This is a genomic window from Microbispora sp. H10830 (genome assembly GCF_014161375.1).
Classification (GTDB): Bacteria; Actinomycetota; Actinomycetes; order Streptosporangiales; family Streptosporangiaceae; genus Microbispora; species Microbispora catharanthi.
Window position 1 is genome coordinate 103,735 of the sequence record NZ_JABBWX010000001.1, and the last position, 13,093, is coordinate 116,827.

Genomic DNA, 13,093 nt, shown 5'->3' on the forward strand with positions numbered 1-13,093 from the left:
CTCGCACGGCCCCTGCCGCCGCCGCGCGCCGCGCGGAAGTCGCCGCGCTCGGGCCGCGCGCTCCGTGCCTCACGGTCCCCGCGCTCGCTCCGTGTACCACGGTCGCCGCGCGGGCCCCCTGTCTCACGCTGGCCGCGTCCGCTCCATCCCTCACGGTCGCCGCGTCCGCTCCGTACCTCACGGTCGCCGCGTCCGCTCCGTACCTCACGGTCGCCGCGTCCGCTCCGTACCTCACGGTCGCCGCGTCCGCTCCGTGTACCACGGTCGCCGCGCTCATCGTCGCGGAAGGCCGCCCGCCTCGGCTCACGCGTCGTCTCGTAACCGCCGTCGCGGTCACGCGGCCGGTCCCGGCCACCCTCCGGCCTGCCGTACCGGCCGCGCGAACCGGTCCCCTCCGTACGGAACGACGGACGGTCGGCGGAGAAGGCGTCCCTGGCACCGCGCTCCCGGCCGGAATTGCGATCACGGTCGAAGTCACGCTCGAACCCACGGCCGCCGTCGCGGTCGAACCCACGGCCGGACCCGCGGTCTGACCCGCGATCGAAGCCACGGCCGCCGTCACGATCGCCGGAACGGCCGCCCTCGGGCCTGCCGTACCGGCCGCGAGAACCGTCCCGCTCCCCGCGGAAGGGGGCCCGGTCGTCGTCGCGATACCGCTCGCCGCCGGAACGCGCGTCGCGGCGGCCGGTGTCACCGTAACGGCCCGTGTCATTGTGACGACCGGTGTCACCGTAACGGCCGTGGGAGCGGTCGTCGCCGGAACGGCGGTCGCCGTACCGGTCGCCGCGCGGGGCCTCCTCGTCGCGGAACCGCCTGGAGTCCGGCCTGTCGGACCGGGAGTCGGACCTGGAGTCGGACCTGGAGTCGGACCTGGAGTCGAAACCGTACCCGGACCGGGAACCAGGGACGCGGGAACCGCCGCGCCGGTCGCCCTGGGGGCGGAAGCCGCCGGATCCGCCACGGGATCCACGCGGGCTCGCGCCCTGCTGACCGGTGCTCCGGCTCCGACCGCGTCCCTCACCGGACGGGGTGCCACGCCTGTTGTTCACTACTTCTGCTCCTCAAGAATTTCCACGTCGTCCGGGAGGAACGGGGCGAGTTCGGGAAGCTCGTCGAGGCTCCGCAGCCCCAGTCTCTCCAGGAAGTAACTCGTCGTCCGGTAGAGCACTGCCTGGCTCTCCGGGTCGGTTCCGGCCTCTTCCACGAGGCCGCGTGCGACCAGCGTCCGCATGACGCCGTCGCTGCTCACGCCGCGCACCGCCGCCACCCGGGCCCGGCTGACCGGCTGCCGGTAGGCGACCACGGCGAGGGTCTCCAGCGCGGCCTGCGTCAGCCGCGCCTGCTGGCCGTCCCTGACGAACCTCTCCACCAGCGCGGCGCATTCCGCCCTGGTGTAGAAGCGCCAGCCTCCGGCCACCTCTCGCAGGTCGAAACCCCGTCCGGCGGTCGTGTATTCCTCCGACAAAGCGCGGAGCGCGGCGGCGACCTCCACCGTCGGGCGTTCCAGCACCTGAGCGAGGGTCACCTCGGCGACCGGCTCGTCCACCACCATCAGGATCGCTTCGAGGGCCGCGGTGAGCGTGGTCCCCTCGCCCGGCGGCTCCGCCTCGGGCTCCCGGGCAACGGGGGCCGGATCCGGCGATCCGAGACCGGACGCGAGCGCGCCGCCGTCCCGCCCCGTCACATCGCCGGCGGAGCCGGAGAGGTCGTCGCCGGAACCGGGGGTGTCGCTCGCTTCCATCGCTCCTCGCTCGTCGTACGGGTCACGTCTCCGCCGCGCCGCTCATTCGGCGTCCTGGTTGGGCGCGGCCTCGAGCGGTCGGCCCTGGCGGGCCGCCTCACTCGTCCCGTGCGGCCGCCGCTTCGGCGGGCCGCTCCTCGCGCCGGCCCTCGTCGTAGTCGTCGCCCACCGTGACGTCGCCGTCGGCGGTTCCCGTCCAGGTGACGTACAGGTCGCCGAGCGGTTCGACCTGTTCGAAGGAGACCGCGGCCTCCCGGAACAGCTCAAGGACGGCCAGGAAGCGGGCGACGATCTCGAACGTCCCCGAGCAGTCGGCGGTCAGCGCCCGGAAGGTCGCCGTGTGCAGCCGCCTCAGCCGCTCGACAAGAATAGCGGCTTGCTCCCTGACGCTGGCCAGCGGTTGGTAGATGTGCGAGACCGACACCGACGGCGGCGCCTTGGGAGTGAAGGCCCGTGCCGCGATCTTGGCGAGTTGCTCGGGCCCGATGCCGAGCACGAGTTCCGGCAGCAGGTCGGCGAAGCGCTTTTCCATCGGCACGGCGCGCGGGAAGCGCAGCGCCTCCTCCGCCATCCGGCCGGCGAAGATCTTCGCGACCTCCTTGTACGCCCGATACTGCAGCAGCCGCGCGAACAGCAGGTCGCGGGCCTCCAGCAGGGCGAGGTCCTCCTCGTCCTCGACCTCTCCGGTGGGCAGCAGCCGGGCCGCCTTGAGGTCGAGCAGGGTCGCCGCGACGAGCAGGAAATGGCTCGTCTGGTCGAGGTCCCACTCCGGGCCCCGCGACCGGATGTACGCGATGAACTCGTCGGTGACCTTGTGCAGGGACACCTCGGTGATATCCAGCTTATGCTTGGAGATCAGCCCCAGCAGCAGGTCGAACGGCCCTTCGAAGACGTCCAGGTGCACCTGGAAGCCGCTCGGAGCGCTCTCCTCGCTCCCCTGGTCGGTCTCCTGGCCGGTCGTCACACCTGCCATTGTCCCCTACCGGCGCGATCGCGCGGCACCTACCGGCATCACTGTCAGACGCGGGCGGGCCACCTGGCCAGCAGCTCGCGGGCCAGCTCACGGTAGGCGGTGGCGCCCATCGAGCCGGGGTCGAACTGCGTGATCGGCTCCCCCGCCAAAGTGGCGTCGGGGAAGCGAACCGTCCGGTTGATGACCGTGTGGAACACCTTGTCGCCGAAGCCCTGCATGATCGTCTGCAGCACCTCGCGGGCGTGCAGCGTCCGGGGGTCGTACATGGTGGCGAGCAGACCGTCGATCTCCAGGTTCTTGTTGAGCCGCTCCTGGACCTTGCCGATCGACTCCATCAGCAGCGCCACGCCGCGCAGCGCGAAGAACTCGCACTCCAGCGGGATCATCACGCTGTGCGCGCAGGTCAGCGCGTTGACCGTCAGCAGACCGAGGGACGGCTGGCAGTCGATCAGGCAGATGTCGTAGTGCGGCAGCAGGGGCTCCAACGCCCGCTGCAGGGCGTACTCCCGCGCGACCTCGTTGACGAGCCGGATCTCCGCGCCCGACAGGAAGATGTTGCTCGGCAGGAGCTGCATACCCTCGACGGTGGTGTCGATCAGCACGTCCTCGACCGTGACGTCGGGCTCCTCCATGATGAGGTCGTAGACCGTCGCCTCGAGCGGCCGGGGGTCGATGCCGAGACCGACCGACAGCGCGCCCTGCGGATCGAAGTCCACGAGCAGCACCCGCTGGCCGACCTCGGCGAGCGCGGCACCCAGGTTGATCGTGGTCGTCGTCTTGCCGACGCCGCCCTTCTGGTTGACCATCGCGACGATGCGCGCGGGCCCGTGGGACTCCGGCGGTGTCGGTTCGGGGAACACCGGACGGGGACGGCCGGTAGGCCCGATCGCGCCGGGAGCCCCCACCCACGTCCCCTCTGTGGTCGCAGTCACCTGTTGGTCCTCCCTGACGGCCCTCGAACCTGATCGAATCTAAAGGGTCGGCACGTGGTCGGCAAGGCGGCGCGCCAACGGCTGCCGAGATGCACCCGTTCAGTGCAAGGCGCGGGGATGTGCCGCCGCGTAGACCTCCCGGAGCTTGTCGACCGTCACCAGGGTGTACACCTGCGTGGTGGTCACCGAGGCGTGGCCGAGCAACTCCTGGACAACCCTAACGTCGGCGCCCCCGTCGAGGAGGTGGGTTGCGAACGAATGGCGCAACATGTGCGGCGATACACCAGAAAGTCCGGCTCGCTCTGCCGCCGCCTGCAGCACCTCCCAGGCGCCCTGCCGCGTGAGCCTTCCGCCCCGCGCGTTGAGGAACAGCGCGGGCGTCCCCCGGCCGTGCGCCGCCAGCCGGGGCCTGGCCCTGACCAGGTACGCGTCGAGCGCCCGGCGGGCGAAGCGGCCGAGCGGCACGATCCTGGTCCGCCCGCCCTTGCCGCGCAGCCACACCTGATCCTGGTCCCCGTCGTGGTCATGGTCTTCGTCGTACGCCGGCCCCGTGGGCACGTCGTCCACCGCCAGCCCCACGGCCTCCGAGATCCGGGCGCCCGTGCCGTACAGGACCTCCAGCAGCGCGCGGTTGCGCAGGGCGAGCGGCGAGTCCTCCGGGCCGCAGGCGGCGATGAGCCGCTCGACCTCCGCGACGGTGATCGCCTTGGGGAGCCGCCGAAGCTGGCGCGGCGGGCGCACCTCGTGCGCGGGGTCGTGCCCGGCCACCCCCTCGCGCAGGGCGAAGCGGTGCAGCCCGCGTACGGCCGACACGGCGCGGGCGGCCGAGCTGGCGACCAGCGCCGGGTGGTCCTCGTCGCCCTCCCGCAGCGCGGCGAGGAAGGCGACCACGTCCGACTCCGCGACCTGCGCGAACGTCTCGAGCCCGCGCGCCCGGAGATGTTCGACGTATCGGCGCAGGTCGCGCCGGTAGGAGGCGAGCGTGTTGGCAGACAGCCCCCGCTCCACCGCCAGATGGGCGAGGTAGCTGGACAGCACCGCCTCGGGCTCGCTCAGGACGTCTCCCTACGGACTCATGCCTCCGGCGCGTCGGCGGGACGAAGGCCCTTGAATCCGTCGGCGGAAGCAGCGTATGCGGCGAGGATACCGGCGACGGCAGGAGAATTGTGGATCATTCCGCTCAGCACCTTGTCGACCGCCGCACCCAGGGGAATCCAGGCCGCCGGCATGTCGGTCTCCTCGTGGTGGCGCACGTAGGTGTTCTCCTCGTCGGGGATCGGCTCCACGTCGCGGGCCAGGAAGACCCGGATCCGCTCGTCCGACATGCCCGGGGAGGTGCGCAGGTCGACCAGCGTGTGCCACGTGCGCGCCCGGTAGGCGGCCTCCTCGGCGAGCTCGCGCGCCGCGCACTCCACCAGCGGCTCGCCCGGCACATCGCGGATACCGGCCGGCAGCTCCCACAGCAGGCGCCGCGCCGGATGCCGGTACTGGCGGATCAGCAGCACGCGGTCCTCGTCGTCTAGGGCGAGCACCGCGACCGAGCCGGGGTGGACGACGTAGTCGCGGTCGGCGGTCACCCCGCCGGGCATCTCCACCGTGTCGGTGCGCACCGTGATGATCCGCCCGGCGAAGCGCTCGGCGGAGGCGACGACGTTCCAGGACTCCTCGGCGTCTTCGACGTTCACCGTGTTCTCCGCGGTCACTTGGCCCGGCCCGCCTTCGCCACGTTCTCCCGCCGGCCCGCGTACTCCAGCGCGGCCTGCACCAGCCCCTTGAACAGGGGGTGCGACCGGGTCGGGCGGGAGCGGAACTCCGGATGGGCCTGCGTGCCGATGAAGAACGGGTGCTGGTCGGTGGCCAGCTCGGCGTACTCGACGAGGCGGCCGTCGGGCGACAGGCCGGAGAACACCATGCCGACCTTCTCCAGCCGCTCCCGATAGGAGTTGTTCACCTCGTAGCGGTGCCGGTGGCGCTCCTCCACCTTGGCCTTGCCGTACAGGCGGCGGGCCAGCGAGCCCTCCACGAGCTTGGCCGGGTAGAGGCCGAGCCGCATGGTGCCGCCCATGTCGCGCTCACCGGCGACGACGTCCTTCTGGTCGGCCATGGTGGAGATGACCGGGTTGATGGTCTCGGGGTCGAACTCGGTGCTGTCGGCGTCCTCGATCCCGGCCAGGTTGCGGGCCGCGTCGATCACGATGCACTGCATGCCGAGGCAGATGCCGAGCAGGGGCACGCGCTGCTCGCGGGCGTGCCGTACGGCGCCGACCTTGCCCTCGATGCCGCGCACGCCGAAGCCGCCGGGGATCAGCACGCCGTCGACCCCGTCCAGCTCGCGGGCCGCGCCCTCGGGGGTCTCGCAGTCGTCGCTCTTGACCCAGCGGATGTTGACCCGCGCGTCGTTGGCGAAGCCGCCGGCGCGCAGCGCCTCGGTGACCGACAGGTACGCGTCGGGCAGGTCGATGTACTTGCCGACCAGCGCGATCGTGACCTCCTTGGCCGGGCGGTGGACCCGGCGCAGGAGCTGGTCCCACTCGGTCCAGTCCACGTCGCGGAACGGCAGGCCGAGCCGGCGCACCACGTACGCGTCGAGGCCCTCGGCGTGCAGGACCTTCGGGATGTCGTAGATCGAGGCCGCGTCGACGGCGGAGACCACGGCGTCCTCGTCCACGTCGCACATCAGGCTGATCTTGCGCTTGAGCGAGGTGGTGATCGGGCGGTCGGAGCGGCAGACGATCGCGTCGGGCTGGATGCCGATGCTGCGCAGCGCGGCGACCGAGTGCTGCGTGGGCTTGGTCTTCAGCTCCCCGCTCGGGCCGATGTACGGCAGCAGGGAGACGTGCAGGAAGAAGACGTTGTCGCGGCCGACCTCGTGGCGGACCTGCCGGACGGCCTCCAGGAACGGCAGCGACTCGATGTCGCCGACCGTGCCGCCGACCTCGGTGATGACCACGTCGACGTCCGGGCCCGCCATGCCGCGGATGCGGTCCTTGATCTCGTTGGTGATGTGCGGGATGACCTGGACGGTGTCGCCCAGGTACTCGCCGCGCCGCTCCTTGGCGATCACGTTCGAGTAGACCTGGCCGGTGGTGACGTTGGCGGAGCCGTGCAGCTCGGTGTCGAGGAAGCGCTCGTAGTGGCCGATGTCGAGGTCCGTCTCGGCCCCGTCGTCGGTGACGAACACCTCGCCGTGCTGGAAGGGGTTCATCGTGCCGGGGTCGACGTTGAGGTAGGGATCGAGCTTCTGCATCGTGACGCGAAGGCCGCGAAGCTTGAGGAGACGACCGAGGCTGGAGGCCGTCAGTCCCTTGCCGAGACTGGAGGCGACGCCGCCGGTGACGAACAGATGCTTGGTTTGTGCGGCGCTGCGCAAGAAGAGCTCCCGTGGTCGATGTCGATCCGGCCGTCCGGTTTGGACGCCGCGATGCCCACGGGCTCTCAGAATATCAAACGTCGGGCAACATTGGGCTTGCCACGTGCACTAACCTGCCATAGCGGACAAGCCGACCTAACGGTAACTTGTCGCGTTATGTCGTTCGTGAAGCGCGCCGTCGGCCGTCTGGTCCACCGGGGGTGGGCCTATGTGCGGGAGGCCGCGGCGATCAGCCCGGCCGCCCCGGGCGGCTACCGGTTCCGCAGCATGGGCGAGGGAGTGTGCCTGTCCTTCCCCCAGGGCGCCATCTTCGGCGAGCAGTGGATCGAGATCGGCTCGCACACGCTCGTCGGGGAGCGGGTGTCGATCTCCGCCGGCATGGGCCCCGGCGTGGACCTCGGGCCCGACTCGATCGTGCGGATCGGACGGGGCTGCTCGATCGGCAGGGGCAGCCACATCGTCGGCCACCAGTCCATAGACATCGGCGACGACGTCTTCACCGGCCCCTACGTCTACATCACCGACCAAAACCACGTGTACGACGACCCCGAGACGCCCATCGGGCGGCAGTGGCCGCGCAACAAGCCGGTCTCCATCGGCTCGGGATCCTGGATCGGGACGGGGGCGATCATCCTGCCGGGGACACGCATCGGCCGCCAGTCGGTGGTCGCGGGCGGCGCCGTGGTGCGCGGGGAGTTCCCCGACCACTCGGTCATCGCCGGCGTCCCCGCCAAGGTCGTCCGACGGCATTCCCCCGACCTCGGCTGGCACAGCCCCTCGGCCGGCCGCCTCACCTCTCCCCTTCCCGCCGACCCCCGCCCCCGGCCCGAGCGCGAGTCACGTACGGCCTAGCCGGACACCGGCATCCGTGTCCACATCTGCCCAGCCAGTCACGCATGACTACGCCTCGTGTCAGAATTACGCCGGTGAGTCACGCCACGACGGCAGGCGGACAGCGAATGGCCGCGGCCCTCCCCGAGTGGTTCTACCCCGGTCCATCCGGCGGGTGGACCGCCGACATGCTCGACCACCTTCCCCCTGATGCGCCCCGGCATGTCGAGTTGATCGACGGCTCCCTGATCATGAGGTCCCCCCAGACCGCATTCCACATGCTGATGGTCAGTTTGCTGGCCCACCACGACCTCGGCATCCGGCCCCCGAATCACCTCGGGGTCGCGAACGAGATGTCGATAACGCTGGGGCCACGGCAGCGACCGGAACCGGACGTCCTTGTCGTCAACAGGGAGGCAGTCTCTGATCTGCGCAGAACCTCCTACCGCCCCGAGGATGTTCACCTTGTCGTCGAGGTGGTGTCGCCCGGCTCGGAGGAGCGGGACCGCACGACCAAGCCGATCAAGTACTCGGATGCCGGGATCAGATATCTCTGGCGCGTCGAGCTGGAGGACCAGGAACCGGTCGCGTACACGTTCGAGCTGGAGCCGAGCGTCAAGGCGTATGTGCCGACCGGGATCCACCGCAAGCGCCTCACGACCTATGTCGGCTTCGACGTGGACATCGACCTGGACCTGAGCCCGTTCATCGGCTGACCCACCCTGCCGAGCGTCGGCCGCGAGGCGCGGGTGCCGCGACCGCCGGTCAGCCGGGCGGCGCGGCGGCCCGGGCGCGGCGGGCCGCCCGGTAGCGCCGCACCCTGCGGATGAGCCGCCAGGCCGCGAACGCCAGCACGGCCAGCGCCACCACCACCAGGACGGGCAGGAAGATCGCGATCAGGCTCATGCCGAGCGAGCCCACGTCCTCGACCGTGCTGACGACCGGCGCGCCCACGCCCGCCGTGGTGGCGTTCACCACCGGCCGCGCCGATGCCTTGATCACATGCACCGCGAGCGCGACGGCGATGCCCAGCAGCCAGCCGACCGCCGGGTGCTCGGCCATCCACGCCGAGTTGTCGACCTTCGCGGCGGCCGCCGTGGCGCTGAAGACCACACCCCCCGACGCGGGCCGCACCGCCGTCTGGATCATGTCGTTGACGTGGTCGACCACGGGCACCTTGTCGAGGACGAACTCGGCGACCAGCAGCACGGCGACGATCGCGAGGACCCAGGTGTCGGACAACCAGGCGTACTCGGCCGGCAGCCGCACGGCGTCGGTGATCCGCGCGAGCACGCCGACGAGCAGCAACGGGATGTACGCGTTGAGCCCGGCCGCGGTCGACAGTCCGAGCCCGGTGAGCGCCGCGAACATGAGCAACCTCCTCCGGACGGCGGGACAATCCCGCCTTCCCGTCAACGGACGGCCCCGGCGCCGTGTCCCCGGTTACTACCGCGAATCGGGCTCGCGACACCCCACGGGCATGAGCCGGGCGCGGGCACCGGACAGGCGGCTCGGTGCGGCCGGTCTGCCCGGCCGCCCGGTCGATGTCCGGAGGCGCCGTCAGCCTGTCGCGGCGGCGAGTTCGTCGATCGCCGTGACGACGTCCTCGGCCCGGGCGCCGCGCTTCACCAGCGCGCCCAGGCGCTGCGCCTGCTCTCTCGTGGGGAGGAAGCCGGCCAGCATGGCGGGCAGGAGCAGGCGTCTGGCGAGCACCTCGGGCGTGGAGATGCCCTCGGGCCGCCGGACCACCGAGACGTTCACCCGGATCGCGTGCTCGTTTCCCGGCGGCACCCCGGGACGGTCGGTCTCCCTGGCGACGTAACGCATGCCGTGCGCCACGTCGCAGCGCGGGCACCCCGCCCGGCGGCCCAGCGGGCCGCCGCACTCGTCACAGGCCAGGCGGTCGAGCGCGGCGTCGACCACGCGCCAGTCATGCCGGCCCGGCTCGTCGGCCACCATCTCGGCGATCGCCCGCTCGCCGTCGGGCGTGACCCGGTCGCCGAACTCGCGCAGGAGGAAGTCCCGCCAGCCCTCTTCCACGATGGCGTCGACGAGTTCCGCACACCGCGGGCAATCGGGGGCACCGCCGTACTCCCAGCCGCCACAGGACGGGCACCGCCGCAGCGGCTCCCCCACCGCAGGTCGCATGACCACCTCCCGGTGGACGTCCCCGCCCGTCCGCCGCACCGGGCGGGTCGTCGCCGGGGATTGCATCATGGACGCGGACCGGCCGGGCCGCGCCGGTCGTGATCGACCCGGCCACCAGGCTAGGTGTGCCGCTCGCCACGGGCGAACGGTTTTCCGTCGCCGATCCGCCTGAGGGACATCACGGCGCGACCTCTTCGACGGGGGGCGCGAAGGCCCCTTCCCGATACCCGTGTCGACAACGGTGCGCGGGGAAACGCATGAACCCGAGTCACGGCAGAAAACGCCATGCCGCACGCCGGCGCGGCAGCGTCACCCGGTCGAAAGGGCCGGAACTTCACTCCCAGGCGTCACCCGACGCGGTCGCGCTCATGGACCGGCCTGGCGGTCGGCGCGCGGGCCAGATGTTCCACCTCGGCTTGACGGCGGTTCCCCGGGGCGCGACGGTCCACTCCCCTGCGGCTCCCGCCGTTCCCGCCAGCGGCAGCCTCAGAACGAACCGGGCGCCTACCGGCGAGTCCTCGATGCGCAGGGTGCCCCTGTGGGCGCGGGCGATGTCGCGAGAGATGGCGAGGCCGAGTCCGCTGCCGCCGGAATCCCGGCGACGTGCCTCGTCCAGGCGGACGAAGCGTTCGAAGACACGCTCGCGGTCCGCCGGGGGGACGCCCGCCCCGTCGTCGGTGACCGCTACAAGAGCCTGGCCGTCCACGGACTCGACCGACACCGTGACGGCGCTGACCGCATGCCGCCGCGCGTTGCTCAAGAGGTTGCCGACCACTCGGGCCAACTGGATCCGGGAGCCGCGGACTCGCACGTCGCCGACCGCCCGGACGCGCACCGGCACCCCGGAGCCCAGGGCCGACACCTCCTCCGTCACCAGCGCGCCGAGCTCCACCAGCTCCGGCGGCGCCGCATCGGCGCCGCGCAGCCGGGTCAGCAGCAACAGGTCGTCGACGATCGCCTCGAGCCGGCCGGTGGCCCGCAAGGCTCCCTGGATGGTGTCGCGCGGGTCGACGTCGTCGGGGTAGAGGAGAGCCTCCTCCAGTCGTGCCCGCAGGCCGGCGATCGGCGTCCTGAGCTCATGGGAGGTGGTGGAGGCGAACTGACGCTCTTGCTCCACCGGGCGCAGGGTCCGGCCGACCGCCCACCACGTCATCCAGGCCACCGGAACCAAGATCAAGACACCGCCCGCGGCGATGACGTACTCCAGAGTGTGCGTGGCCAGGAGGGACGGCTGCGCCGTGCCGGCATAGACGACCGGCGAGTCCGCCGCGGGAGAGACCCGATTGGCCATGAGCATGACACACCGGTCCTGCCCGGAGCACTCGGTGCGCTCTTGGAGGCGATCGTCGGCCGGAGGCCGCAGCGTGCTGAGCGGCCGCATGCCCGCGGCCTCCCGGCTGGAGTCGACGACCCTGCCGCGGGCGTCCACGAGCTGGACGAGGGTGATGTCGGTGAGGGTGGGGATCGGACGCGGCACGGCGCCGTTGCGCGCCGCCGCGCTCCATCGTGCGGCGACCTGCTCGGCCGTGAAGAAGACTTCGTTCTGGATTCTGTAGCGGATCGCCAGGTCGAGGGCGACGCCTCCCACGACCAGAGCCACCAGCAAGAGCCCTGCCGCGGCGATCGTGGAGCGCGCTTGTATGGAGTGCGGGTTCACATCCGGTTTCCCCTCCCTAATACCGGTGAATGGCTCTATTTCGGGACGATCAGTTCTGCGCGTACCAGCGCCGGATCGTCTCCCCCGCCTGGGGCGCACGGCGGTCCGCCGCGGCCCGCACGTCGGCCAGAGTCTGCGCGGCAAGCGCTCGCCGCCACGCCATCTCGGCCTTGCGCATCGCGGTCGAGACCGCGCACGGGGTGCGGAACTGCCACTCGGGCCTCTCCACACCGGCCCCACGCCGCCGGATCTCCGTGCACTGGAACGCCTCACCAGGTCCTTCGATCGCCGTGACGACGTCCATGACTGTGATCTCCTCCAGGGGCCGGGCCAGCCGGAACCCGCCCCTCGCCCCCGGAGTGGACGTCATGATCCCGGCCTTGGCCAGCGCCTGAAGTTGCTTGTTGAGGTATGCGGACGGCAGCTCGAACCCGGCGGCGAGCTTCGCCGTCGAAACCGGCACCTCGTTGCCGAGCCATGCCAGCGTCAGGCAACAGTGCATCGCCCACTCGACGCCCTCACTCATCCGCATAACCTGGATAGTACACATCCAGGATTGAGATCGGGAACCGTCGCGCCTGGTCAGGAGTGGTGCCGCCGCCATGCGCGGGACCGATCAGCCGTGTGGGGTGGACCCCGGTGAGGGCGTAGCGGTGGCGAGTATGGCCAGGAGTCCCGGCTCCACGGGTGCGGAGCCCTTGCGAGCGGCGTGAGGACGAGCGAGACAGGGGCGAGCCGGGCGAGACAGGGGCGAGCCGGGCGACGAGACATCGCGTCGGCTCCGGCCGGCCCTCGGGGCCGGAGTGCGGGTCAGTCGCCTTCCTTGGGGGCAGGCTCGAGCCTCAGCACGGCGGTGTCACCCGCGACCTGCGCGACCCGTAGGGCGACGTCGCCGATGCGGCCCGGCCTGGTCGTGCTGATCGTCACCGCTCCCCTGACCCGGCAGCGGTCGTTGTAGCAGCTCCGGCTGATGCTGATGTTCGCGCCGTCGACGACCGTCGAGGTGCCGGTGAAGGCGAGCCTGACGGCGTTTCCCCGCAGGCCCACCACGGTGATCTCGTCCACACCCAGTTTCGGGTCGATCGGGATGATGTCTCCCTCACGCACCCGCACCTCGCAGTCGCCTTCCCGGCACCCGGCGAGGTCGCTCGGCGTCACCGACGGGCTGGGCATCGGCGACGGTGCGGGCGTCACGGACGGGCTGGTCGTAACCAGGGCGAACGTGACCGGTCTGCTCACCGGCACCGCGGCGAACGACCGCGCCGGAACCTCGCCGCAACCGGCGAGGAGCGCGGTCACCGACCCCGCGGTGAGCACGAGGCGGGCGGCAGGGCTGGACGCGGTGGTCGTCGAACGCATGATTTCCCCGATTGCCACAGACGGATTCGCCCGACGGGAACCGCTCGAATAGGCCGCTCCCATGACGCGTGGACGTGAATCC

General features: G+C 71.4%; 13 protein-coding genes. 2 read left to right on the top strand and 11 right to left on the bottom strand.

What is annotated here, in order from left to right:
- Positions 1 to 1,048 precede the first annotated feature (1,048 nt).
- From scpB to HHX35_RS00545, 6 genes are all read right to left on the bottom strand, one after another.
- The gene (gene scpB, locus HHX35_RS00520) at positions 1,049 to 1,741 is read right to left on the bottom strand and encodes an SMC-Scp complex subunit ScpB (RefSeq protein WP_182897088.1); all 693 of its coding nucleotides are present in this window, start codon (positions 1,739 to 1,741) and stop codon (positions 1,049 to 1,051) included.
- Between the two features lie 97 nt (positions 1,742 to 1,838).
- Positions 1,839 to 2,714, bottom strand: a complete 876-nt coding sequence (locus HHX35_RS00525; protein ID WP_182897089.1) for a ScpA family protein — start codon at positions 2,712 to 2,714, stop codon at positions 1,839 to 1,841.
- A gap of 44 nt (positions 2,715 to 2,758) precedes the next feature.
- Positions 2,759 to 3,646 carry a ParA family protein gene (locus tag HHX35_RS00530; RefSeq protein WP_142557039.1) on the bottom strand — a complete coding sequence of 296 codons (888 nt, stop codon included), beginning with the start codon at positions 3,644 to 3,646 and terminating at the stop codon, positions 2,759 to 2,761.
- Between the two features lie 99 nt (positions 3,647 to 3,745).
- On the bottom strand, positions 3,746 to 4,684 hold the full coding sequence (locus HHX35_RS00535) for a site-specific tyrosine recombinase XerD (protein ID WP_310738822.1): 939 nt from the start codon (positions 4,682 to 4,684) through the stop codon (positions 3,746 to 3,748).
- 35 nt (positions 4,685 to 4,719) lie between these two features.
- Positions 4,720 to 5,331 (bottom strand): NUDIX domain-containing protein, encoded by a 612-nt coding sequence (locus HHX35_RS00540; protein ID WP_285783424.1) that lies wholly within the window; start codon positions 5,329 to 5,331, stop codon positions 4,720 to 4,722.
- Between the two features lie 14 nt (positions 5,332 to 5,345).
- Positions 5,346 to 7,016, bottom strand: coding sequence for a CTP synthase (locus HHX35_RS00545; RefSeq protein ID WP_139574300.1), 1,671 nt, complete (start codon positions 7,014 to 7,016; stop codon positions 5,346 to 5,348).
- 156 nt (positions 7,017 to 7,172) lie between these two features.
- Between HHX35_RS00545 and HHX35_RS00550 the strand changes: the two genes are divergently transcribed.
- Positions 7,173 to 7,868, top strand: coding sequence for an acyltransferase (locus HHX35_RS00550; protein ID WP_182897091.1), 696 nt, complete (start codon positions 7,173 to 7,175; stop codon positions 7,866 to 7,868).
- Positions 7,869 to 7,942: 74 nt separating this feature from the next.
- Positions 7,943 to 8,563, top strand: a complete 621-nt coding sequence (locus tag HHX35_RS00555) for a Uma2 family endonuclease (RefSeq protein ID WP_310738823.1) — start codon at positions 7,943 to 7,945, stop codon at positions 8,561 to 8,563.
- A gap of 49 nt (positions 8,564 to 8,612) precedes the next feature.
- Here the strand turns inward: HHX35_RS00555 and HHX35_RS00560 are convergent, their stop codons facing one another.
- From HHX35_RS00560 to HHX35_RS00580, 5 genes are all read right to left on the bottom strand, one after another.
- Positions 8,613 to 9,218, bottom strand: coding sequence for a DUF4126 domain-containing protein (locus tag HHX35_RS00560; RefSeq protein ID WP_182897092.1), 606 nt, complete (start codon positions 9,216 to 9,218; stop codon positions 8,613 to 8,615).
- A gap of 189 nt (positions 9,219 to 9,407) precedes the next feature.
- Complete coding sequence (locus tag HHX35_RS00565) at positions 9,408 to 9,995, bottom strand: hypothetical protein (RefSeq protein WP_220504867.1); 588 nt, start codon at positions 9,993 to 9,995, stop codon at positions 9,408 to 9,410.
- A gap of 334 nt (positions 9,996 to 10,329) precedes the next feature.
- Entirely contained in the window at positions 10,330 to 11,595 is a 1,266-nt protein-coding gene (locus HHX35_RS00570) for a HAMP domain-containing sensor histidine kinase (RefSeq protein WP_310738824.1), read from the bottom strand.
- Between the two features lie 106 nt (positions 11,596 to 11,701).
- A complete protein-coding gene (locus tag HHX35_RS00575) occupies positions 11,702 to 12,184 on the bottom strand; it encodes an Rrf2 family transcriptional regulator (RefSeq protein ID WP_259404672.1) in 483 nt (160 codons plus the stop codon).
- 278 nt (positions 12,185 to 12,462) lie between these two features.
- The gene (locus HHX35_RS00580) at positions 12,463 to 13,011 is read right to left on the bottom strand and encodes a hypothetical protein (RefSeq protein WP_182897094.1); all 549 of its coding nucleotides are present in this window, start codon (positions 13,009 to 13,011) and stop codon (positions 12,463 to 12,465) included.
- Positions 13,012 to 13,093: the final 82 nt, after the last annotated feature.

Excerpts from the sequence above, each read along its gene's own strand:
- HHX35_RS00550 (WP_182897091.1), top strand. The coding sequence starts at position 7,173 with ATGTCGTTCGTGAAGCGCGCCGTCGGCCGTCTGGTCCACCGGGGGTGG.
- scpB (WP_182897088.1), bottom strand. The coding sequence starts at position 1,741 with ATGGAAGCGAGCGACACCCCCGGTTCCGGCGACGACCTCTCCGGCTCC.
- HHX35_RS00580 (WP_182897094.1), bottom strand. The coding sequence starts at position 13,011 with ATGCGTTCGACGACCACCGCGTCCAGCCCTGCCGCCCGCCTCGTGCTC.
- HHX35_RS00525 (WP_182897089.1), bottom strand. The coding sequence starts at position 2,714 with ATGGCAGGTGTGACGACCGGCCAGGAGACCGACCAGGGGAGCGAGGAG.
- HHX35_RS00560 (WP_182897092.1), bottom strand. The coding sequence starts at position 9,218 with ATGTTCGCGGCGCTCACCGGGCTCGGACTGTCGACCGCGGCCGGGCTC.
- HHX35_RS00565 (WP_220504867.1), bottom strand. The coding sequence starts at position 9,995 with ATGCGACCTGCGGTGGGGGAGCCGCTGCGGCGGTGCCCGTCCTGTGGC.
- HHX35_RS00575 (WP_259404672.1), bottom strand. The coding sequence starts at position 12,184 with ATGCGGATGAGTGAGGGCGTCGAGTGGGCGATGCACTGTTGCCTGACG.